This window comes from Diplocloster modestus, assembly GCF_019042245.1.
In the GTDB taxonomy this organism is placed as follows: Bacteria; Bacillota; Clostridia; order Lachnospirales; family Lachnospiraceae; genus Diplocloster; species Diplocloster modestus.
This window is the reverse complement of sequence record NZ_JAHQCX010000019.1, coordinates 89680-113348: the sequence shown is the minus strand read 5'-3', so window position 1 is coordinate 113348 and position 23669 is coordinate 89680. Positions and strand designations below refer to the sequence as shown.

Annotated in this window: 19 protein-coding genes and 2 pseudogenes; 15 read left to right on the top strand and 6 right to left on the bottom strand. The window is 52.1% G+C overall.

Going from position 1 to position 23669, the window contains the following annotated elements; all coding sequences use genetic code 11:
* Positions 1-70: 70 nt before the first annotated feature.
* The 4 genes from KTH90_RS21015 to KTH90_RS21000 all read right to left on the bottom strand — a co-directional run bounded on the left by KTH90_RS21015 (position 71) and on the right by KTH90_RS21000 (position 6833).
* Positions 71-2662 (bottom strand): glycosyl hydrolase family 95 catalytic domain-containing protein, encoded by a 2592-nt coding sequence (locus KTH90_RS21015; RefSeq protein ID WP_158353513.1) that lies wholly within the window; start codon positions 2660-2662, stop codon positions 71-73.
* A gap of 144 nt (positions 2663-2806) precedes the next feature.
* Complete coding sequence (locus tag KTH90_RS21010) at positions 2807-4258, bottom strand: HD domain-containing protein (protein WP_238727434.1); 1452 nt, start codon at positions 4256-4258, stop codon at positions 2807-2809.
* Positions 4259-4343: 85 nt separating this feature from the next.
* Positions 4344-5909: a tetratricopeptide repeat protein gene (locus tag KTH90_RS21005; protein ID WP_238727433.1), complete on the bottom strand. Its 1566-nt coding sequence runs from the start codon at positions 5907-5909 to the stop codon at positions 4344-4346.
* 84 nt (positions 5910-5993) lie between these two features.
* Positions 5994-6833: a YARHG domain-containing protein gene (locus KTH90_RS21000; protein WP_238727432.1), complete on the bottom strand. Its 840-nt coding sequence runs from the start codon at positions 6831-6833 to the stop codon at positions 5994-5996.
* Positions 6834-7237: 404 nt separating this feature from the next.
* On the opposite strand from KTH90_RS21000, the pseudogene KTH90_RS25360 reads away from it, so the two are divergent.
* Both KTH90_RS25360 and KTH90_RS20990 read left to right on the top strand, forming a co-directional pair.
* Positions 7238-7589: pseudogene (locus tag KTH90_RS25360) on the top strand (ABC transporter ATP-binding protein); the annotation flags it as partial.
* Positions 7576-7798, top strand: a pseudogene (locus tag KTH90_RS20990) (ABC transporter permease); the annotation flags it as partial. The pseudogenes KTH90_RS25360 and KTH90_RS20990, both read left to right, overlap by 14 nt.
* A gap of 80 nt (positions 7799-7878) precedes the next feature.
* On the opposite strand, the gene KTH90_RS20985 reads toward KTH90_RS20990, so the two are convergent.
* A complete protein-coding gene (locus tag KTH90_RS20985; RefSeq protein ID WP_238727431.1) occupies positions 7879-8766 on the bottom strand; it encodes a LysR family transcriptional regulator in 888 nt (295 codons plus the stop codon).
* A gap of 351 nt (positions 8767-9117) precedes the next feature.
* Here KTH90_RS20985 and KTH90_RS20980 point away from each other — a divergent pair, with 351 nt between their 5' ends.
* Positions 9118-9855: a DUF554 domain-containing protein gene (locus KTH90_RS20980; RefSeq protein WP_238727430.1), complete on the top strand. Its 738-nt coding sequence runs from the start codon at positions 9118-9120 to the stop codon at positions 9853-9855.
* Between the two features lie 9 nt (positions 9856-9864).
* On the opposite strand, the gene KTH90_RS25180 is transcribed toward KTH90_RS20980, so the two are convergent.
* Positions 9865-11337 (bottom strand): response regulator transcription factor, encoded by a 1473-nt coding sequence (locus tag KTH90_RS25180; protein WP_238727429.1) that lies wholly within the window; start codon positions 11335-11337, stop codon positions 9865-9867.
* 477 nt (positions 11338-11814) lie between these two features.
* Here KTH90_RS25180 and KTH90_RS20970 point away from each other — a divergent pair, with 477 nt between their 5' ends.
* The 12 genes from KTH90_RS20970 to KTH90_RS20915 all read left to right on the top strand — a co-directional run bounded on the left by KTH90_RS20970 (position 11815) and on the right by KTH90_RS20915 (position 23666).
* On the top strand, positions 11815-12273 hold the full coding sequence (locus KTH90_RS20970) for a hypothetical protein (protein WP_238727428.1): 459 nt from the start codon (positions 11815-11817) through the stop codon (positions 12271-12273).
* Positions 12221-12586: a hypothetical protein gene (locus KTH90_RS20965; protein ID WP_238727427.1), complete on the top strand. Its 366-nt coding sequence runs from the start codon at positions 12221-12223 to the stop codon at positions 12584-12586. Before KTH90_RS20970 ends, KTH90_RS20965 begins: the two co-directional genes overlap by 53 nt.
* On the top strand, positions 12583-14019 hold the full coding sequence (locus KTH90_RS20960) for an extracellular solute-binding protein (RefSeq protein WP_238727426.1): 1437 nt from the start codon (positions 12583-12585) through the stop codon (positions 14017-14019). The genes KTH90_RS20965 and KTH90_RS20960 overlap by 4 nt, the downstream gene beginning before the upstream one ends.
* 14 nt (positions 14020-14033) lie before the next feature.
* Positions 14034-15632 (top strand): response regulator transcription factor, encoded by a 1599-nt coding sequence (locus KTH90_RS20955; RefSeq protein ID WP_158353519.1) that lies wholly within the window; start codon positions 14034-14036, stop codon positions 15630-15632.
* A 221-nt stretch (positions 15633-15853) separates the two neighbouring features.
* Positions 15854-16267, top strand: coding sequence for a hypothetical protein (locus KTH90_RS20950; RefSeq protein WP_158353521.1), 414 nt, complete (start codon positions 15854-15856; stop codon positions 16265-16267).
* 28 nt (positions 16268-16295) lie between these two features.
* Complete coding sequence (locus KTH90_RS20945) at positions 16296-17000, top strand: zinc ribbon domain-containing protein (protein WP_158353523.1); 705 nt, start codon at positions 16296-16298, stop codon at positions 16998-17000.
* A gap of 12 nt (positions 17001-17012) precedes the next feature.
* On the top strand, positions 17013-18068 hold the full coding sequence (locus KTH90_RS20940; protein WP_158353525.1) for a zinc ribbon domain-containing protein: 1056 nt from the start codon (positions 17013-17015) through the stop codon (positions 18066-18068).
* Positions 18069-18160: 92 nt separating this feature from the next.
* Positions 18161-18571, top strand: coding sequence for a hypothetical protein (locus tag KTH90_RS20935; protein ID WP_158353527.1), 411 nt, complete (start codon positions 18161-18163; stop codon positions 18569-18571).
* Positions 18572-18606: 35 nt separating this feature from the next.
* The gene (locus KTH90_RS20930; protein WP_158353529.1) at positions 18607-19218 is read left to right on the top strand and encodes a zinc-ribbon domain-containing protein; all 612 of its coding nucleotides are present in this window, start codon (positions 18607-18609) and stop codon (positions 19216-19218) included.
* A gap of 39 nt (positions 19219-19257) precedes the next feature.
* The gene (locus KTH90_RS20925) at positions 19258-20313 is read left to right on the top strand and encodes a hypothetical protein (RefSeq protein WP_158353531.1); all 1056 of its coding nucleotides are present in this window, start codon (positions 19258-19260) and stop codon (positions 20311-20313) included.
* A gap of 102 nt (positions 20314-20415) precedes the next feature.
* Positions 20416-22857: a zinc ribbon domain-containing protein gene (locus tag KTH90_RS20920; RefSeq protein ID WP_158353533.1), complete on the top strand. Its 2442-nt coding sequence runs from the start codon at positions 20416-20418 to the stop codon at positions 22855-22857.
* Complete coding sequence (locus tag KTH90_RS20915) at positions 22854-23666, top strand: tetratricopeptide repeat protein (RefSeq protein WP_158353535.1); 813 nt, start codon at positions 22854-22856, stop codon at positions 23664-23666. Before KTH90_RS20920 ends, KTH90_RS20915 begins: the two co-directional genes overlap by 4 nt.
* The last annotated feature ends 3 nt before the right edge of the window (positions 23667-23669 follow it).

The following is a 23669-nucleotide window of genomic DNA, read 5'->3' as shown; positions in this document are numbered from 1 at the left end:
AGTCTATAATTTACTGCAACTTTTAACCGCTGGTGGAATTTAGTCTTGCACTGGAATTTACTTTTTCAAGTCAGCCTTTTTCTTTCCCTTTTTCTGACCCGGAACTCTGCATATTCAGATAGTAACATTGACCAGCCTCTGTCTGAAAAGCAATTCTGTCGCTGCTTAATATATGCATATTTACGGAGGCGCCCGTTTCATCCAGCAGGCTGGCATTTTGAATACCAGCATAGTGAACTGACACAGTCCCTCCATTGGCCGAATACACCCAAGCGCGCAGCAGGCGGCTCTCTCTCCATTTTGCGCTCCAGATATAATTCCCCCGGGCTGCCAGTCCCTCAAAGCTTCCGTCCCGCCACTCCTGCGGCAGTGCAGGCAGCAGCCTCGTTGCGCCCGTCTTACTCTGTATCAGCATCTCACAGATCCCGGCTGTCAGCCCAAAGTTCCCATCGATCTGGAATGGCGGATGGGCGTCAAAAAGATTTGGATATATGCCTGTCCGGATCAGCATCTGAATCAGCTGATATGCCTTTTCTCCTTCGCCGGTCCTGGCCCGGGAGTTGATTCTTTGTCCCATTCCCCAGCCGGTACTGACATCTGTGCGCTGATCCAGTGCCGCAATTGCAGCCCGGAGAAGCTCCGTATTTTCCAAAGAAATCAGACTTCCCGGATACAGCCCCAGCATATGGGACAGATGGCGGTGCGCATAACCTTCCGACTCTTTTACACTGCCAGCCCAGCTCTCCTCGTACCATTCTTTCAGCTGTCCGTCATCGCCGATTTCAGCGGGGCCTTTTAACCGCTTCTGGTTTTCTTTCCAGACTTCTGCCTGTTCCCGGTTAAGGCCCAGTTCACCGGCCGCCCGGATGGTATCCTCATAGAGCTGCCAGATCAGTGTGTGCTCGTAGGTGTTCCCCTCAGTCCGCGGACCGTGTTCGGGGGAATAAGCCGGAGACGATACCAAAGTCCCGTCCGGCTTACGGACCAGCAGCTGGTCATAGAGCTTTGCTTCCTCGCGCATCATGGGATATATCCTATTTTCCAGAATCTCTTTGTTCCCGGTAAATTCATAATATTCCCAGCAGTTCTGGAGAATCCAGGGCACTGCCGCCGGGGACCAGCCCCAGTCGAAGGACCACCCCGGACAGGTCCAGCCAAACGGGGTGTTCTGGGTATGGGCCATGAATCCATTTTCCGGCTCCATTCGCGTACTTTCGATACCGGCATAGATCTTCGCCGTGATCCGCCCCGGCACTCTTAAGGAATCCACATAGCGGATCAGCGGCAGGATACATTCGGCCATATTTGCCGGACCTGCAGGCCAGTAATTCATCTGAAGATTGACATTCAGATGATAGTCGGCACTCCATATGGGATCATTGGAGACGTTCCATACCCCCTGGAGGTTGGCCGGAAGCTGCGAATCCTCACGTGAGGAACTGATCAGCAGATACCGTCCGTACTGGAACAGCAGCACTTCCAGATAGCGGCTCTCCACCTGGGACGCCAGCCCGTTTTTATATCTTTCCAGCAGCCGGTCTGTCGCATCTGGAAATCGTTCCTGCCCTTTCTCTGTATGGGCATCTTCTGTATAGGCATCCTCTGTATGGGCGTGCGCTCTCATATCCTTTTGTCCTAGGTTTAGGCTGACCCGTGAAAATATCTTTCGATAATCACGGATGTGTTCTTCCTTTAATATTTCATAACCACGGGCCGCCGCGCATTCCAACACCTGAGCCACTCTGTCTTTCAGTGCGGCTGCAGTTTCTCCGGTACGATATGCAGGCCAGCGGTTTTCATAATCTGTTGCAGACGCCAGGTATATTACTACGGATTCAGCCTCATCGATAAGCAGACTATCGTCCGAAGCTTTTATGATCCCCCTGTCAGCCTCTGCCATTATTAAAGTGCAGTATTTTAACCCGTTATCTTTTACTTCTCCTTCAAGCCTTAGACTATTTCGCTCCGCTATAGTGCTCCCCTGCTGCGCGGATTCAAAAGAAATCACCAGATTCAGCTTATCTTCTCCCCGGGCCGTCAGTTTTACGGCCAATACCTTCGCCGGGTGGCTCATAAAATACTCCCGTTCGTAGTGGGACCCGCCGGGTTCATCCTGGATTTCTCCATGAGCAAAGCAAGTTTTCCCACAGTCAAAGGCAACATCTGCCACTGCGTTTTCCAAATCCAGTCTGCGCCGGTAATTACCGGCACTTGCCTCATCCAAACCTTCATATCGAACTCTTAAGTTTCCCCAGCACTGATAAGCGCCGTATCCATCGGTGCCCCCGACCAGTTCCTCACAGGCTTCTGAGGCCTCTGTATTTCTTCCTTCCCGAAATAGCTTCTGTATCTTTCTGAGGGTCTTGCCATCGCGTCCGCACTCTTTCAGATTCCCACCCATATAATCCGGCCGGTCAGGGCCAGGACCCCCGGTCCAGAGCGTCTTCTCATTAAAGGTCATGCGTTCTTCACTGATCCCGCCATATATATTTGCGCCCATATCTCCGTTTCCGATTGGCAGGGTATACTGCTGCCATATATTTTCTTCTGTGGTCCTGCCGGCTCCGGGACTTAGAATAAGGGTACCTTTATCAGCCGGCGCATGATATTGTAATATGAGCTTCGATTCATTCAGGTTCAGATTCTTCTGCAATTGTTCCATGAGTAGTCTCCCGCACGTTTATTTCCAACTAATTCTGTATCGCCTTTAGATACCATAGCACTCTATCGTTCTGCAAAAAATAAAATGGTAACTATCACAGGCAAAAGATATACCATCATCTCCTAACAATTAAGCCGCTATACACTACCCCTGACCTGGAAGCTCATACTCTCTTAGAATACAAACCTTGGTCGAGTACAATCTGGACATCAGGGACGCCGGGCTGTCCGACAGCAGTATCGGCTCCTTACCTTCCTCTATAATCGTAATTCCTTCCTGAAGCCGGCGTATTCTCATGAGATCCGCCTGCCGCGCGTTTATCTCCCCCTCATCCAAAAGCTTTTCCAGCTTCTGTTCATACACCGCCTCAGGCAGTTGATGGGTAAAGCTTTCAATATTCAGAATCGGAATCACTTCTGCGTCTTTCCTGTGTACATTCCGGCAGATCGGATTTTCCCTGAGATGCTCCCACAGTTCTTCCGCGTCAGAAAAGGTCACGGAGATCTGCTTATTCTCCGTCAAATCCAGTTCCTGGTATTTCAAAAGGAGATCCTGGAATACATCCGCATAAGGGGAATAACCCATGGATACATGATGCACGCTGTCCCAGAATGCGCGGTCTGTAAAATACAAAAACTCCGTCTTACCGTTATGTTTCTTGATATACTGAAGCAGCACCTCCGGCGACGGATACTCGCTGGTATTCTTGCTGATGAAGATCTCCGTCAGTGTGCGTGCCATGAATTCCAGTATGGAAACATGCCGGTTAAAAAAGACCTGGGTATAAGAATAATAGCGGTTCATCAGGAACTGATCGGCGATGGATATCCCTTTGGGGTGGACCCCGATAATCTCCCCGCCGTGATAATCCGTCCTCGCTAAATTTCTCAAAAAGAGCCCAAGCTCAAATCCGCCGTAGCTGGTCCCGGAAAACGTGGCGTCCCTCATGATATAATCGATCCGGTCGGCGTCCAGTTCGGAATGGACCAGCTGTACCAGGCCGGAGATTTTGGGGTTGCGTTCCACATTTCCAACTATGATATCACAGATATTTTCAATGGTGATCAGAGGACAGCCGCCGCAATGTCTGTCAATGATACCGCGGATATCCCCGTCGCTTTTTATCACCTGTTCCGTGATATGTTCATGATGATAGGGATTCGAGGGCTCCTGCATATAGTGCAGCCGGGTGTCTCCAACAGAATAAAGTCCATCGATCACCCTTTGCTTCTGATTCCTCACAACGTCCTCCGGATTCGTGGGCAGGCTTTTATATGCCCGCTCCCCTACATGAGAAAGCGGGTAATGCCCGATATCATGAAGCAGCCCGGCCAGCCGTACCAGCTGCCGTTCTTCGCCGGAATACCGCAGCTGGATCGCCATCTGATCCGCCAGATGCATCACGCCCAGGGAATGGATAAATCGGGTATGCTCCGCTCCCGGGAATATCCAGTTCGTAAGCCCCAGCTGTTTGATACTCTGCAGACGCTTAAAAATCGGGAGCTCTATAATTTCCTTTTCCACGGCCGTGAATTCAATAAAGCCATGCACATTGTCCAATATTTTGTCTATAAATCTGACCTGATATCCGTCCATAATTTCCTCCAGCGACTCATTTAGCGCTCCACACATTCTGTTTTCGTGAACAGCTTTTCTATTAAATTAATAATACCCGCTGATTTTATTGAAAAGCAGATATCAGGCTTTTCCCGCTGTACAGCCATTCACGATATCCCGCATAGCTAATTCCATCTATAATTGCCACATTATGAAGCATATCATCACGCTGAGTCATGCCATAAGCGCTATATATAATAGCAGCCAGTTGATCATCATCAAAATCTCTGGAAAAATCTTTTATGAGTACAGCTATTTCTTCTTTTACCAGATATGGAGAAGATAAAATATTGACTGCACATCTAGCCGCCTGATATCGGGAATCCTTATATCTTATTATATTCACGAGTTCCTTGTATGCAGTCTGCATATTTCTGTGTTTCATATTATACTGCGCTATCTGATATCTGCATTCATTATACGTATCCTGGTAGTCGTCCAGCAAATCGACCTGTTTGATTTCTTTCAATATGGAATAAGCCTCTTTTAACTCTCCTTGTTCCATATAAATTTGAGCTAATTTGAAATTAGCTTTCTCTGTCTTAAAGGGACTGTCTTTATATTCACCCAATTCCGCATATAATTTAACAGCATCTGCATATTTTTCATTTTCCAGCAGTTCATCTGCTTTTTGATAAATACATTCCAATTTCTTTGTTTGTGAATCCTTATAATTATTTAGTTCATCATATATCTTTTCCGCTTCATCATATCTTTTTAACTCTAAAGTCTTTTCCGCTTCGAGATATCTTGCTTCTACTTGTTTATTCCCGGAATCTTTATAATCCCCTAATTCTATATAAATATTTCGGGCATCCACATAATTCCCATTTTCCAGATCTATATTTTCCTGTTGGTAAAGATTATTCGGACGTATGATTTCTATGTATAAAAATATACCCGCACACAAGACTGCCGTTGCGCTGACACAAAATAGCAACGCAATTCTTCTTTTTCTCCTCACTCTTTTTTTCTTTTGTACAGTCAGAGCATCCTGTTCCTCTCGTTCTTTTTTTCGCTCTAAAAGGAACCCAAAATCCAACAGGGAAAACAGCTCGTCTTTCGATATATCACACGCAATACATTCTGTTTGGGATTTTAAGTTAACAGCGCCACAGGTACAGTACCAAAAATCTTCCAGATCTTCGGGGTATATATTTCCCTCTGTTTTACTCCAAACCTTCTTAAGTTCAAATAAAAATTGCTGCTTTAGTTCTCCAAACTCTTCTAAATCCTTTTGCGGTGATAGCGGTCTGAGCAACGCGTCCCCTTCCCAATTGGAATCATCCTCAAAATAGACCTTCTTAACATAAATATTGAATTTTCTGGCACCGTTTTGCGATAAATATACAGGGGTCTGTTCACCGAACGATTCGTTCTTCCCCACATTCAAATCCATGTATTGGAAAAGTACATGATCTCCCAACGGATTTTGATCGAGGTCAAAACATTGAATCTCTAGTTTTAATGCCTCGATATTTTTGGGCTGAAGATTGATAAATTTGAACTGCAATATGTTCAGGGACTTTACCGAATCAAAAAACAGCCCGCTTTTTTGAAGAATAACCGGACAACTCCTGCATCCTTGTTGCTCGCCATAAATTTTAATGCACCGAAAGCGTTCAGACATATGTTTTCCTCCCCAGATACTATATATCTTTATCCATAATTATATTATTAATAAAAGGACCTACAACATTGCTATCACTTAACTTTAAGGCTCCCAATGATCCAGCTTAGCCAACAGTTCCACATTTTCCTGCTCAACCTCATTAAACAATGAGGCATCAAACTCATCCGCCGCCGTTTCGGGATTATACCATTCCTGTCCCCGGAAATACGCATCCAGATCCGGATCGCTGAATATGTAACCATGTCTGGCATAGATTTCATTTTTTGCCAGATGGATTATGAGATTCGGGCAATCCTGAAAATCTTCCTCTTTATATTTTCTTTTGTCTGTTTCAAACATCGGCTCCATGACAATGTCCATACCGGTACGTTCGTGCTGTTCATGCCACCGTACTACCTCAGGCCAGAAAGAACATTGTTCCCTGTATGCCGCCAGGTCATTTTCTCCTGACGAGCCGCCGTCCGGTAATATTTCCGGGTCCGATACGCTTCCCTGGCGCCGCACTGTGGAACTGGTGACCGACATCCCGATTGGATTGCTGTCACTTAACTTTAAGTCTTCCACCGTTATGGCGATCTCATCCCCGTTGAATACAAACCGCAGCACACCGCTGCTGCCCCAGCCGTCGTCGGTAAATAAATACTCTGCTTGTCCATCCTTAATCTCACAGGAAATCTCATCCACTCCGGCTTCCCGGTTATAGGAGCTGGTATTATAGTAATAGCTTCCTGTCATCTTCGTCTGTTCGATTTCCACCGACAGGCTCGCGCCGCCCTGCGCCGCAGTGTAGTCTTTTGAATAACCGCCGGTCGTCCATAAACCGCTATAGGAAGAGTAATCTTCCTGTACTGGAATTTTACCGCATCCGAGGGCCTGAACGATCAATAATATCGAGCTTAATATTGTTAGTTTTCTGAGCATACGAGTATATCCTCCTGTTATCATTCTTACCGCTGCTGTCAATTGCCATCCCTTTTATGTAAGCCCTCCCGGGCGAATCTTTTATTGCATATTGTATCATTACATGTTATATTTGCAATTACTTTATCTCATTACAGCGCGGCATCGCGCCGTATCGCACATCTTCGTGCGGCATCGCGCTGTACCGCACAGTACCGCACCGCATGGTATCGTAAAATACTGTTTCTATTATATATTCCCCGGACATAATTGACCATATTAATTTTTTTAAATCATAATCAAAGAACCGATATTCAGGAATATTAAAGTAGCTAATACCCTCCACTATAACACCAGGCTTCCGAATTATGATATGATCTACTTAGTCAGGGAGTTAAACAATGAACACTTACAGAACAGCCCAGGTCACGGCAATCGTCGGCGGTCAGCGTCTGTTTATCGTTCCGGCACTCATTCCGAACCCGGAAGTCGTCTTTCTGGACGAGTTGACTACAGGGCTGGATGGATGCAAAGGCACACCGGGAAGTCTGGAAAATACTGTCGTCTCTCAAAGAAAAAGGGGGAACGATTCTTCTGACCTCCCATTTTATGTATGAGGTTAAAGTTCTGTGTGACCGTATCTGTATTTTGAGAAAGGGGAAAACCGCGTTTTCCGGAACGGTTTCGGAGGCGGTAAAAAGCAGTTCCTGCGATAAATTCGAGGACGCCTATCTTTGGTATGTAGAAAGGGCGGAAAAAACAGATGAAAACTTTTAAGGCAATGCTGAAAACAGAGCTTAAATTGTCCCTGCGGGGTATGGATATGTTCCAATTTGCGATTTGCATGCCCCTGATTGTACTCCTCATTCTTGGAGTTATATACGCGGACAAGCCGGTCTTTGACGGCATATACGTTTTTGGAGCATTCCTTCGGAGTACTGGCCGCTATATCCATCTGTGCCGTCGGTGTGATGGGATTGCCAGTTTGCTGTATTTCCCGATGCTGATTTTCTCGGGCGCGACACTGCCCTATGAGGTGATTAAATGAGAATGACCCCTTTGGGGTTCAGGCTTCCAACAGCCTCATGAACTCTTTCATGGGAACCGTCAGAAATTTATTCTTATGCCAGAATACCTGACGGTAAATTAGCACCTCATATTCCGGGATCCGGATCGGCACGATCGTTTTATCCGCCAGCTCTTTTTCCACTATGTATAAGGGCAGATAGGAGATCCCCTGGTTCTTCTCCAGCAGTCTTCGGATCACTTCCGTATTCCCGGTTTCCAGATAGGGGCTTAGCGCCATGCCATTCAGGGATAACAGCTGGCTCAATGCATAGCTGTATCCCACATGGCATTCTGTCAAAATCAGTTCTTCCTTTAATATCTCTTCAATGCCGATCCGCTCGCCCCGCTTTGCCCGGACCGCCAGCGGGTGGCTGGGAGACGTCAGAAAATAGACGGTTTCTTCCTTGATCACGCGGCCCACCCACTCGGAACCGATGATATTCTGATCGATGATATATGCAAAATCCAGCTCATTATGCAGCAGCATATCATACATCATTTCTCTCGTTCCAACCTTGACACAGACCTGGATCTTCGGATATTTCCGATGATATTCCTTAATCATACCAGGAAATTCGGCAGCCAGAATCGACTCCGACATGCCCACATTGATCTTTCCCACATGACGTTTTTCCGTGTGAAATAATTCTTTCAATGAATCGCTGTCCGACAGCACTTTCCGTGCGTACGCAAGGAACAAATTCCCGTCCTGCGTCAGATAGATATTCCTCCCGATCCGGTCAAACAGCAGAACCCCCAGTTCCGCTTCCAGGTTCTTTATCTGGAGGGTCACGTTGGCCTGGGTATACCCAAGTTCCTCCGCGGTTCTGGAAAAATTCAGTTTTTCCGCTGCTTTGACAAATATCCGTAACTCCCTGAGATCCATCTGCGATCACCTATTAACAAAATTTATAATTATTCTAAATTATATTAATTTTACTTATTCTTCAGCTTATTTTATAGTATTATTAGTTATTCGTCAAGAAAGCTTTCATACTCTTCTCCGCCAGATGAGAGTGGACTGGCACCTTTCGGCAAGATGAGAGGGGTCTGGCACCTTTCGGCAGTAAGGCCCGGCGTTCAGGCAGCTGCGTGGAGAAAGGGGCCTGTCCCCGGTTGTTGCCCGGGTTAGTCCCGCACCCAGGTGGAGAAACTGTTTTATTCTTCGAGCAGACCGGCATCCGGGGACTGGCCGTGAGTAGTACCTATTAGGAAAATCGCACACAGGGAGGAAATTATGATTGGGTTAGGGACATTGATCAACACAGCGGCCGTCATCGTTGGAAGCGCGCTCGGTATGCTGTTCAAGAATGGTTTGAATGAAAAAATACAGGATACCATGATGAAAGGAAGCGGAGTCGCCATCATTTTCATCGGCGTCACCGGCACGCTGCAGCATATGCTTGTGGTTACCGAAAACGGCATTGAAACGCAGGGTACGATGCTTCTTATATTATCCCTGGTTCTTGGAAGCCTGCTGGGGCAGATCATAAACGTGGAAACCAGAATGGAACAGATCGGAGAAAAACTGAAGGCCGCTGTCCATGCGAAAAACGACAATCATTTTGTAGAGGGTTTTGTAAATACCTCTTTGATTATCTGTGTGGGCGCCATGGCGATCGTGGGTTCACTGCAGGATGGGCTGACCGGGGATTACTCCATGCTGGCGGTAAAGTCCGTGCTGGACTTCGTGATCGTTCTGGTCTGCGCTTCCACTTACGGTGCCGGAGTGCTGTTCTGCGCTGTCCCGATTTTCGTTTATCAGGGCCTGATTACCCTGCTGTGCTCGCTGTTTGGCGTGTTTGTCAGTGATCCGCTGATTGCCAATCTTTCTTACATAGGTTCGGCGCTGATTTTCTGCGTGGGTATCAATGTATCCTTCGGCAAGAAATTCCCGGTCGGAAATATGCTGCCCGCTCTTTTTATCCCTGTTATATATGAGCTGCTGCAGATGTTTCATATTTTTTCGCTATGAGTACTTAGCTTACTTCTCTTTCTCCACCAGCGCGAACAGCTCACGCTTGGAATGGATTTGCAGCTTGGAATACATGGTACTCCGATAGCCCTTTACCGTATTCTCCGAGATTTTCATGACCTCGGCCATTTCCCGGTTACTGAACCCACGCTGCATCAGCTCCACTACCCTAAGCTCCTGGCCGGAGAGAATGTCAAACACGCTTACCGCCGTTTCCCTGGGCGGCGCGGGCGCCTCCGCTTCGGCCGTACAGGAAGTATCAGGCTGGGGTTCCCAAACCTGTACTGCAGTACTCCGTACCGCAGGTACGTCCTCTGCCGGCGACAGCAAAACAGCCAGCGAGGTGCCTTTGCGGAACGAGTAGATCAGGTACGGTTCCAGAATGAGATACAGGATCACCACCGACACGGAGATAACCAGATAGACGATATACAAGGTCGCGGGCGTGTCACGGAACGCCTCCAGCAGAGCGGAATGGATCAGGAGTCCAATCAGGCACAGTCCGATGATCCACGGGGAAATGAAGCGGGAGGGATACTGCTTGGCCGCGATAATCCCCAGCAGAGGGAACAGGCAAAGGGCCGCCATGCCCGCCGCCAGCAGGACGCAAGCCACAAGGGATAGGGCGGGTATATAGAGGGAGGCCAGCGCCGAGACAAAACCCAGTGCGGACACCGCCACCAGGCCGGTAACGCTGCGCATGGGTGAGACGCCGAAGCGTTTCCAGAGAAAAAAGACAAGCAGTTCATAGGCGGCCATAGACAGGTAATAAACAAAAACACCGTGTATCACGGTTTCCACCAGGGTGCTGCCGAACAGGGTCAGCAGGGAACCTAAGAAAACCAGCAGATAGAATCCCTTGAAAAAGCGCCTGGGGCAAACCAGCCCATCCCCCTTTTTTGCAAAGCTAGGCCAGACATTTCCCGGCAGCCAGAAAAAGAAAATCAGCATCAGCACAAGACTGATTACCATAAACACCCGGAATACCGAGAACGGAACCTTTACAAAATCGTTTTGCAAAATTGCCACCAGGGCACAAGCGATGGGATAGGCCATCAGAAGATGCCGGGCGGCGGACTTCTCGCTAAACAGGTAGACGATGACCGCGTTTTCAAAACCAATCATGAAGATGCAGCAGAAAAATTGTATGTAAAGCAGTCCCGCCAGCATATCCGGCGACAGGGGGAAGTAGAGGCCCAGCGCCGACGTCAGCGCCGCCAGCGCCGATACGCGCTCGGCCCACACGATAAGCTGTGGCCGAAAGATCATCAGCAGGATGGATAGTATGTACCCCACGACGATCAGCACCGTGACGTTCCCCACATCCACCGGAAGCGGCGTCCGGCCGTCGAGGGACAGCGTCTGTCCGGAGAAATACACCACCCCCATCTGCCAGGTAGCGAACATGGCGAAGCAAAGCAAAAGCCGGAACGGGACGGTCAGGCGCTTGCTCTGGTTTTCAGAAAAAATAGAATTGCTCACAACATCTCACCTCCCTGCTGCTCTTGGTCCCGCTGTCCGGACACACACCTCGGCTGCGCACCGGTGAGCAGCCAGTCACTCTTTTAAGATGAGGCTGACGCGCTCACCAAACCGAAATAAATCGCTCATGACAGTATCCTTTCCACGGCCCGGATCGCCGCCGCGCCGATAAAATGCGCTTACCGTACAGTAACGGTGGACTTGTTTTTATCAGTATAGCTCAAAAGAGTAAATCATTCAACATTTTTGGAAATTGTACCGGGTGGGGGTGAAAAACCGCGTAAAAATGCAAAAACCCCTCCAAACGGGGGTAACACTTTTTCTGTATTTGCGTTAAATTGAATTAAGAACGGGGTTTAACAGTAAAAAAAGAAAGTCAAGGCCGGCGGATGGAATGAGAACTTCGTGATCTGCAGGAAGTCATGAAGCAGATTGCCTCTACAGGAATCTGGTGCGGGAATAAGGGAGGTGGTTGTGATGCTGCAATCCTGTACCGAAAAATATACGGACAACTCGGATGAAAAGATGTTCCGATTTATTTTCTTCTGCGACTGCTGCGGCGCTCCTTTTGAAGCTCCCCCCATCCCGTTCACCGAGGGGAGGCTGGCGGGGACGCCCACCGATACCGAGATCGAACTGTGGATGCTGCGCTGGCAAAAGGAACACGCACAGGCGTTTGCCAGGGCAAATGAAGAAGCCGCCGTTCACTTCTTCGGCTGTCCGGGCTGCGGAAAGTACATCTGTCCGACTTGTGTTATCAGCACAAGGCTTCCCACAGGGCAAATTTTGGATAGGTGTCCCGATTGCGCCATGAGAAGCATCAGGTACCGCCCTTTCCAAATGGTAGGCCCGCAGAAAGAAGCAAAGGACAAGGAGGATGTGCATGGGACATGGAGAAAAATTACTGCCCCCTTTAACAAAACGTTTCAGGAATGAATCAGACAACAAGACGTTCCGCTTCACATTTTACTGCGATTACTGCGGCACGGGCTATCAGGCGCCCACCACCCCGTTTTCCGGCGCCGGCGAGGTTAGGGATGATGCCGAGCTGCCCCCGCTCCAAAGGCTCCTGTGGCAGACGGAGTATGAGGACGCTTATGAACGGGCCAACCGGCAGGCGTTATACCATTTTACCCGATGTGCGGAATGCGGAAAGGTTGTCTGTGAGGATTGTCTGGACGAGTTTGAGGACATCCCCCTCTGCCCGGACTGCCGGGCGAAACAAGGGAGGGGGGACGATAAAGAATGAAAAAAACACCGGCGCGCACAATCGCAAAACAGGAGAAAACCTTTATGAGAAAATTTATTACCCTTATTTTAACCATCCTGCTCACGCTGGGTCTTACGGCCTGCGGGCAGCCGGGTAAACCGAACCCTCAAAACCCCGTCACGCTGACCATCTGGCATACCTATGTCGAGAATATGCAGGCCACTTTTGATACGCTCGTGACTGAGTTCAACAGCACGGTGGGCGCTAAGAACGGTATCACCGTCAAGGTGGAGTACATCGCCAATGCCTCCGTCATCAACGAACAGCTTGTGGCCGCCGCCAAAAAAGACCCCGGCGCGCCCGCGCTGCCCGATCTGGCGGTGGTCTATCCCAAAGCGGCGGTAACGCTGGCCGATCTGGGCGTACTCTCGGATTTAGGCGTACAGTTTTCACCGCAGGAGCTTGCCGCGTTCGTACCGCAGTTTTTAGAGGAAGGCAGACTCGGCGGCGATACCCTTTACCTTCTGCCTGTGGCAAAGTCCACCGAGGTTCTCTACCTCAACCGCACTATCTTTGACCGCTTCGCGTCGGAAACCGGGGTTACGATTGATAGCCTCGGCACCTTTGAGGGACTTGCGGACGCGGCGGTCAAATACTTCGAATGGACGGACGCCGTAACACCGGACATACCGAACGACGGCAAGATGTTTTATTACCCTGACGGCCTTTTCAATTACTCTATGATAGGTTTTCAGCAGCTGGGCGGCGAAATTGTCAAAAATGGAAAACTCAATCTTTCCGCCCCCGCTTTCCAGCGGATCTTCGACAGCTACTACACCCCTGCCGTCAAGGGAGGCACAGCGATTTTCAACGACTATGCCAACCACCTCGCCATCACGGGGGATATCGTCTGCGCCACCTCCACCTCGGCAGGCGCGTTCTTCTTCCCGACCAAGGTCACGTATCCCGATAACACCAAGGAGGACGTGGTGTTCGATGTATTGCCCTATCCCGTGTTCGAGGGCGGTAAAAAAACGGTCTTTCAGAGGGGCGGCGGCATTTGCGTGACGAAATCCACTCCCGAGAGAGAGTATGCGGCGGGGCTGTTCCTAAAATGGTTCACCGCGCCGGAGCAAAACCTGACTTTTACGGCAGTCACCGGCTATATGCCCGTCACACAGAAAGCCTTTGACGAGGTGGTCGCGGGAAGCCTGCCCGAAATCGAAAACCCTCTCGTGGAAAAGACGCTGATTGTCGCGGCCGGTATGCAAAAGACCCACGCTTTTTACTTCCCGCCCGTGTTCGACGGCTTTGACGGCTTGCAGACCGAGTATGTCAAACAGATACAGGCTTTCGTGGAGGACGCAAAACGGGGATATAAAGAATTGCGGAAAACGCAGGACGCGGACGCGGCATTTGCGGCCGTTTCAGAAAACGCGCAAGGTGAATTCGTGTCGAATTACAGACAGTAAGAGGGTGAAACAGGATGGTGGGAAAAGTTAAATTTTTTTTGCGGAACATACCGTTATCCTTCCGGGGCGGGACTATAACCATGCGGCGCCGGCTGCTTGCTTTCCAGCTGATTCTTACCTTGACCATCCTGTCGGGAACTATGCTTTTGCTGTCTGTGACCGGGATGTTCAGCCGGGAAGCCACCGACAGCGAGAAATTTCTTGGAAATGAGCTGTACTATCTTTCCGAAAGCGTCGAGAGCCAGTTCGGGAAAGCCTCCGCGCTGGCGGTGCGCCTGTCGGAAAGTTTATCCGCCGGTATAGAAGACCAGCTGAAGGCACAGGACCTCACTGTGACTGATTTGAAAACAAACCCCGAAATCCTGCACGGCCTTGTGGAAGATCAGCTGCCGTCGCTGATCCACGCGCTTGACGGTACGGATTGCACGGGCGCGTTCTTCGCGCTGGACGCGACGGTGGGTCCCGACCTTCCCGGCGCGAAGTATTCCAAGGCCGGGCTCTACATACGCAACAACGAGCCGAGTGCCAACGGCGGCAACGCGGACTGGCAGCTCCTCCTGCGCGGCTCCTCTGAACTGGCCACCAAGGGCGAGCTATATATGCAGTCGAAATGGGATTTGGAATATGATGTGGAGAACTGCCGGTTCTGGAGCGAACCTCTCGCAGCGTATCAAGCAAACCCTTCACTGCCGGCTTCCCGCCTAGTCTACTGGTGTCCTGAAGGCGCTCTGCGCAATCTGGACGAAAACACGATGACCTGCAGTGTCCCCCTGATCGGCAATGACGGACGGGCGTTCGGAGTTTGCGGCTTTGAGGTCAGCCAGATGAACTTTATGCTGCGCCATAATTCGAGCAACTCCGGCAAATATCCGAGGATGGCGCTTCTGCTTGCAAATAACGGGGACGGCGGACTGATGATGGACACCGCGCTGCTCGCGGGCAATGCGACGGTTTATGGAACGCTTCCAAAGGGAACTTTACTAAAAACCGCGGGAGCGGACAAAGGTCTGACTTGCTACTCTATTTTAGGCGGCGGTTCTTTTATTGGACTTTCCGCGAATATCCGCCTTTACCCGGATGATTCACCGTTTGCCTCGCAGAGCTTTACGGCGGCAGCGATTGTGCCGAAAGCGGATTTCGACGCCGCGAAAAATGCGTCGAGCTTTCGTATTGCACTGCTGTTGTTCGCGCTAATGGCGGTAGGCATCGTTGCATCTGTCATTTTGTCAATGCGGTACGCAAAGCCTATCACGGACAAACTGATGTCAGAGGCCGACGACGGACTGCCGGAAAAAACGAATATTCTTGAGATCGACCTCATTATTGATAAGATCCGGGAGCAGCGTTCCAAGGACACCCCTCTCCCAGACGATCTGTTTGGCGACTTCATCGCGCGGATCGGGACGCTGACACAAACGGAAAGGAAGATATTCCGTCACTATGCCGCGGGGAAATCGGTCGATGAAATTCTATCTTTCATGTATATCAGCATGAGTACGCTTAAGACGCACAACGGTCATATCTATGCAAAATTAGGAATTACATCAAAGGATGAACTCACCTTGTATGCCGAACTGATAAAAAAGAGCGGTTTGGAGGATCGACTCCTCTGATACGAAAAAAGCGCTGTTTATAAGGGTTTTCGAGGCCGTATCATACTAAGTATGATATGGCTTTTTTGCGTTTTTTATAAAATCATACCAGGTATGATAGGCTTTTTAGACGAAAATCATACTTGGTACGATAGCCAGGACGGACCTCTGTGTGCAAAAATAATAAATGGAAAAACCCATTTTTTAGGATCGGTTAGAAAAGGAACAGGGGAGGGGAAATAATGTTTGAAAAGCTACATCCCACCAGCAAATATCAGGTGGTGGGCGACACGCCCCTCGGCAGGCGATACTGCTTTTACTGCGAGGTGTCCGGTACCCCGGTCTACACCACCGGCCCCATCCGGGCGAATATCCCGGAGGAAGAACTGAGGCTTGCGTGGCAGGAGGCGAAGCCCTACTTCAACGGCTGCTCCCAGTGCGGGAAATGGATTCGGGACGAGGCATACAACATCGACGAGATGAAGTGCATCGAGTGCGCCCCCTACAAGAGCAAGCCCCGGTACTGCCCCCTCTGCGGATGTCCCGTTCCCACCGGTAACGATTACTGTGTCCGATGCGGCCGGCCCATTGGCGAGGTTATGTTTGAGAGCAATGGGGAAGAAAGGTTGGGAATGAAGGGTTCTATTAACAGTTGACTAGAGTACAAAAAAGGAGGAGCATAATATGGCGTTTTTTGACAAATTAGGCGAAATGGCGAAAAACATCGGCGACAGGACGGGGGACGCAATTGAAACCAACAAGCTGGGCAGTAAAATCAAGGCGGAAACTGAGGCGGCTGGTGAAGAACTGAAGAAGATCGGGGCGTTCTACTACGAACGGTTTGCACAGGATGGCAAGGCGGACCCAGAGGTACTGGAATTCTGTCAAGGGGCTAAGTCTCACTATGACGCGGCAGTCGAGGCCCAGGCGGAGATCGACCGCATCAAGGCGGAGAACGAGGCGGCCAAAGCAGCAGCAGTCCCTGAAACACCTGCTGTTCCCGCCGGTATCACCTGCCCATCCTGCGGTGCGGCCAACGCACCCGATACCAGGTTCTGCTGCGGATGCGGCAATAAGCTGGAAGCGCCCGCCCCCGCTCCCACGGGTATGACCTGCCCGGTTTGCGGCGCGGCAAACGCCCCCGGCACCAAGTTCTGCTGCGGGTGCGGCGCGAAACTGGAAGCACCCGCCCCCGTACCTGCCGGTATGACCTGTCCGTCCTGCGGCGCGGCCAACGCCCCTGGCACCAAGTTCTGCTGCGAGTGCGGCGCGAAGCTGGAAGCGCCTGTAATTCCCGCCGAGCCGGAGAAGGTAACCTGCCCGGCGTGCGGGACCGAAATCGGCCCCGGAGTAAAGTTCTGCCCTGAATGCGGCGCAAAGAAGGAATAAGGAGGAAATCTGATGACTGCAAAAGAGATTTTTCATAAGACCATGCCCTTTAACATAGCGAAGCTGGCTCTGGGCGGACTCACGGTCCTGCTGTCCGCGCTGCTCTTCGCCATCCTCATGGGAATCGGCTGGCTGTTTGGAGAGGGCGGGATGATCGTCACCTTTATCATCTGGATTTTCGGCACCGGCTTCATCCGATTCGTCATCATGCACTACTTAGGTTATCTGGTCAAGGCGGGACATATCGCTGTGATCGCCGAAGCGGTCACCACCGGCCGGATTCCCGACAATCAGGTGGCCTACGGCAAGGCCCAGGTCACCAAAAGGTTTCTCACCTCCAACATCTACTTCGCCGTGGATAAGCTGGTAAGCGCCGCTGTCAAGCAGATTCAGAAGGCGGTGGGCAAGGTGGGAAACGCCCTCGACTTCATTCCCGGTATGGGCGCCGTCACCGGGCTGGCGCAATTTTTCGTCAGCATCTCCCTCGGCTATGTGGATGAGTGCTGTCTGGGCTACACCTTTTATCAAAAGGAACAGGGTGCGTTCAAAAGCGCGGCCGACGGTGTGGTGATCTACGCCCAGAACTGGAAGCCGCTGCTGGGCAGCGCGGCCAAAACAATGCTCAAGGTGATTCTGCTGATGGTGGTCGTGGCCCTGGGCATCTTCGTGCCGATCGGTCTTCTCTTTAAGGTTCTGGGATGGAGCCCGCTAGCGGCGTTCCTGCTGGCCTGCCTGATTGCCTGGGTGGTGAAGTACGCGCTGGTGGACAGCTACATCATGATTCAGATGATGACCGTCTATATGGGGGTCGCGCCGAATACCCAGATTACCTTTGATCTTTACAGCAAGCTGTGCGGCCTGTCCGCCAAGTTTAAGGAGCTGTTCCAGAAGGGAAAAGAAGAGCCCTCCCAGCCGTCCTATGCTGCGGCGGGCACAGCTCCCGCACCGTCTCCGGCAGCAGCTCCCGCTCCGGCGCGAGCTGAGACCAAGCCTGTATTCTGCGGACAGTGCGGCGCAAAAAACGAGCCCGGTACAAAGTTCTGCGGCTCCTGCGGCGCAAGGATGTAGTGCCAGCAGGAGGAAACTAAGGAGAAGAATCCGTTTTACAGAATCTCCGTCAACACCTGACGGAGAACCTGACGAATGAAGGAGGAAAAAAGATGAAAAAAGTTTTTGCTTTGGCGCTTGCCCTGCTGGTGATCCTGTCCCTTACCGCCTGCGGCGGCAAAAATCCGAAAAAAGACATTGTTGGCGTCTGGCATGCGGTGGATGAGGAGACTGAAACCGATTATGGACTCGGCATCGAGTTCACCAAGGACGGCAAGCTCCGGTACGGGCTCACCGAGGATGTGCTGGCGAGCCTGTCCGACGGGGACTCGAAGGATGCTAAGGATGCGATGGCGGGTCTGGATATGCTCATGTCCATCGAGTACAAAATCAAAAGCGACACCGAAATGGAGGTCACGGTCAGCGCCATGTTTGGGCTTGCGAAGGAGAGTGATATCATCCCATATTCCCTGGACGGCGACACCCTGACCTTTGACGGAGCGACCTATACCCGTATGAAATAACAGAAAATATATACATATAGAGAGGAGAGCGTTTCATGGCTTTTTGTACCGAATGTGGGACAAATGTCCCTGATGGCATAAAATTTTGTACCTCCTGCGGTAACCCCATGGGCAGCGCCGCACAGCCGGAGCCGGTGATGACGGGCGCCGCGGCCCAAACAATGCCGCAGTCCCAAACGGCTCAGCCACCCGCCGAGCCTGTCTACACGTCCCAACAGCCGGCGCCTGCCTATTCGCAGCAACAGGCGACATCTGCCTATCCGCAGCAACAGCCGGCGCCTGCCTATCCGCAGCAACAGGCGCCTGCCTATCCGCAGCAACAGCCAGCGCCTGCCTATCCACAGCAGCAGGCGCCTGCCTACATACCTGCTCCATCGGCAGCTGATACGCCGCCCACCGGGAAATATGCGGTCATGTCCACCGGCAGCTTTATCCTGACCTCCATTTTGTTCGCCATTCCTGTTGTCGGCCTGATCGCCTGCATCGTCATGGCTTTTGCGTCGAAGAATCTCAACCGCAAGCACTATGCCAAAGCCATGCTGATTTTTATGATCATCGGGCTGGTACTGGCAGTTATCCTGTACTTTGTGAGCGGATGGGTGCTGGAGGCCGTCACCGGTTATCTGGGAGGGGCCTTCCTCTCCTAAATCCCGGTACGAGCAGAAATAGTGGAAGGAGATGGTTTTATGAAACGATGGTTTTCCCTGCTGTTGGCGGCCGCGCTCCTGTTTTCACTGAGCGGCTGCGGTCTCAAGGAAGCGGTACAGAGCAAAACCCGCGAGGTGCTGGAGGCGAGAGGCGCCGAAAAATCCGCCGTGTCCGAGGACGGCATTACAGAGAAAAGCCACACCGGAACCACCCCCAGCGGGCAGCCCCGCCCGTTGGCGCCGCTGCCCGAGGGTGCGAGCTACGAGGAGCGGCTGGAGTATGAGTGGCAAAACGCTCCCAACGAGGGGTATGTGTGGACCATCACCATTAAAGATACGGATGAAATTGACGCTATGGGTCTGTGTACCGCCACCTACAACGTGAATCTTTCAGCCTCCCATGTGGGCAAGGATATGTTCGGCCCCTACTTCGGCGAGTTCGGCTTTGATTACAGCGCCGACATGGGTGGCCTGAGCGCCCTGCTCACCGCTCAGGGCGGCAGCGTGGATTACGACACCGACGGCTGGTTCCAGAACGACCGGTTTCTCTTTGAACTCTCCCCCTATGAGAAGGATGAAGAGGAGATGATGGAAGCCATCGTCAACGGCGGCAGCGAATACGAGGAAATGTCCTCCGAGGAAAAAGCGATGATGGAGGCGCTGCTGGGTCAGGTGTACGACCTGGACAATGAGGAACCCTTTGAGAAAAACAGTGAAGCCGCGGCCATGTGGTGGGCCTTTGACATGCCCATGACCGATGGCGATATGAGCGGCTACTTCCAGATGAACGGCATATTGGGCGGTATCGTGGACGGAAAAAGTGAAATTGACTCCGCCGGAAAAAATGTGGTCGCCGATGTGCGGGTGGCCTTCGGGCTCTATGATCTCTCAAGCGGCGCGATGCTCTATAAATTTGATGAACGGTATTCCGAGAGCGATACCTTTGAAAATCCCATTCCCTACACACTCAAGGTCTATCCCGACAACAATGTGGTCATGACCCTTTACAGTTCCCAGGGCGGTCCTGTCACCACCAAGTGTTACGGAACCATCGACAAGGTGCCGGTGGAGCAAACGACGGTGGTCAAACCGTAACGCTCCATGATTGGAATACAACCTCAAACCCCGCATGGGCAGTTGGCATAGCCGCCAGCCGCCCATGTCTGATGATAATCGAGAGAAGGAGGCAAAACGACGATGAAAAAATGTCCGCATTGCGGCGTAAAGCTGGAAAAAGACGCCCCGTTCTGCGGTGCTTGCGGAAAACCTGTTTTGGTACCGCAGAAAAACAAAAAAACATCAGGGACGTCAGGGGCGGCCGGATTCCGTATGAAACGATACGCGCACCCCAGCGGAGGCTTTTTGTTCGCCGCTCTGCTGAGCCTGAGACTGTTCCCCTATCTGCTGAATGCAGGAATGGTCATGCTCTTCAAAAACCTGCTTCCGGTACTTTTGCCGCTGACGGTATCTTTCTTGGGGATTGTGGCGGGCTGGGCGCTTCTGGCCTGCGCCGTTCTGCGGGTGCGCGGCGAGGGCCTGTCCACGAACAAAATCGCCGCCTGCGCGCTGGAACTGTTTGCGCGGGGCGGCGGGGCGGCGCTGCTCGTGCTGTTTTGCTTTCGCTTTATAGATCACTTTATCACCTACTTATATGGGCAAACCGAATTGCTGCATCCCGTGGTCATGCTGATATTCCAATTGATTCTGCCCCTTGGCTCCAGCGCACTGATTGCGTTCCTGATCATCAGGGGATTTGCAACACAGCGGCGGGCAGGTGTATTTTTGGCAGCCGCAGGGCTGATTCTGGCGGCCAAGTATGTGGCCCCGATGGCGGCCGGACTGGTGCTCGCCATCCTGCCGGGCATGTCCGAGAGCCTGAGCGGTATGACGGTGGGTTACATTTTAACCGCTCTGCTGCAGTGGCTCGTGCTCTTGCCCCTGCTGATGGAGTCTCAGGCGCAAGGGCAAAAAGAAGATGCCCCCGCACAAAAGTCAAACCGCATGAGCATTGTAACGGCAGGGGCATTGGCGGTGCTATGCGTTGTATCTGCCATTCAAGTGCTCCCACAAAACCCGAAGGACGCGGTGAAAAAGCAGATCAGCGAGATGGTGGCCGAGGGGGACCGCTTTGCGGCGGACGGCGATCTGCTATCCGCTTCGGCCTGTTATCGGTACGCCATCGCCCGCAGGGACGCATGGCGGGTGGTTCTCTCCAAAGAGGGCAGCCTGTGGGGCTCCATTCAGCAAACTTACAACGACGAGGCCGTCCGGCTGCTGCAGGTGGAGGCCGACCACTCTCAGGACAGCCATTTATATTCCTGGCTGCTCACCCAGGACTGCCCCGGAGATTACTACGCCTATTATCTGGATTCCATCCGGGAAACAGCCAAAACGGACGGGGAAGCGGCCAAGCGGCAGCATGATATCCTGCTGGACTGTATGCAGAACGGCATCTTTACCGGCAGCTTTGTCACCCGGAGCGCCCTGTCGGACCGGCAGGCAAAAAAGCTGCTGGAGGAAATCAACGCCATGGACGAGAACCTGGATTCCCGGCGCAGCGTGATGCTTTACAGCGATCTGGCGGCCAACGGCGGCGTGCTCACCCTCGATCTGACAAAGCGCGCTGTGGCGCTGGCGGAGCAGTACCCCACCAACCTCGCCCTCCAAGGCTCCGCCATGGAGCTGGGCTGTTCCTACACAGACGATCCTCCCCAGGATTACCACGAGGCCGCCGCTGCTGCTGCAAAACGTTTCGATACGCTGTATGAAAAGCAAAATCCCAACCCGGCGCCTCACGATTATGAGGCCGAGAAGGTCATGGTGGCTTTTAACCTGATGAAGATTCAGAAGATTGACGAGGCTAAAAAGATTTTGAGCGTGGCGGCCGCAAAATCGGACAGCATCGCACTGCGCTACCTGCTGGCGACCTGTCATTACCGCGCGAGCGAGTATGAAGTATGCGCCGAAATGGCGGAGGCGATCTACGCCGGGAACCCCGGACACCAGCAAGCCCTTGGCCTCGCCATGCTGGCGCGGGGGCTGAACGGACAGATGACGGAATCACTTACCTATGCGCTGGAACTGTCGGAACAGGCTCGGTCAGGCAATCCGGTCATCGGGGACACGATGCTCTCCACCTACGCCCGTGGTATGGCCGGAACCTATATCTCCAGAAAGCAGTTCCCCTTGCGCTACGGGGATCTCTCCGATGCGGATAAGGCCCGGCTGGAGGGCGATCCGCTGCTGGGGCCTATGGTTCTATCCAGCTGGCAGGCGGCCAGGCGGGAATACGACGACTCGCTGATATCGGCGGAGCAGGCGCTGGCGGTCTGTCCCGAGTGGCCCAGCCTCTATTATCTCAAAGGTAACATCCTGTTTGAGCAGAAGATCTACCGTGAGGCCGCGGACGCCTATGGGCAATCCGTTTTACTGAATCAGGGCAATCCCTCCGCGTGGTTCATGCTGGGGCAGGCTCTGGACCGGCTGGAGCTATATGATCTTTCCGCCAACGCCTTCCAGCATGTGCTGGAGCTTGTACCGAACTCCGACCATGAGGTTGACAAATACGGTCTTGCCCTTCACGCGGACTGGGCTCTGCAGGATTTGCAGGATTATGTGGGGGAGGAAAAAAAGCCATGACGATTGTGTTAGCTGTAACGGGTATTATCTGCGGACTGTTTACCATATTTGTTCTGGGCAGCGGCGTGATTGCGGGTATTCTGTCCTGTGCCATCGGTCTGGCTCTGCTAATATTCCGCTTGGTTATAAAGAAAAAATCCCTGAAAAAGCAGGCGGCGGCGCTGGTTTCCGGCACGCTGGCGGCGGTGATGCTGCTTTCCCTTGCCTTTGCGGGACTGACCGACAACGCCGCGAGGACGGCGGCAGCAGAGCTGGCGGCGGTGGACCGGCTGCTGCTTCGCGGCGGAGTCGAGGATACCGCCAAGGCGCTGGAGCTTCTGGAGGAGATGCAGAGCAAATACCCCAACAGCGTAGAGCTTCTGATTCGTCAGGCGCAGGCCAACAGCCAGCTCTTCAATGACGATGAGGCGGCGGCGCTGCTGAATCGCTGCGCGGCGGACCTGGATATCCGCTATTATTTGATGAAGGCTTCTGAGGAGATCAAGGCGGGCCGGGAGGCCGAGGCGAGAGATACCTATGTGGCTGCGGCGGCAATCTACACGCAGGACTATCAGATTCAGTTTAACGCCGGATTTCTGAGCTACATTCGCGGAGATATGACCAAGGCTGAGTTTTACCTGCTACGCGCTTGCATTCTGGAGCCGAAGGAACCCCGCGCCCTGTTTTTCCTCGCCACGGTCAAGTGCGTCCAGGGAGATTATGCGGCGGCAAGGGGGCATTTGGAAAAGGCGGCGTCTCTTCGCGTGAGTGACACGCTGAAAAAGGACATAGAGGATTTGCTGGCGTCCTTGCCGCAGGAAGGAGCGTGATAG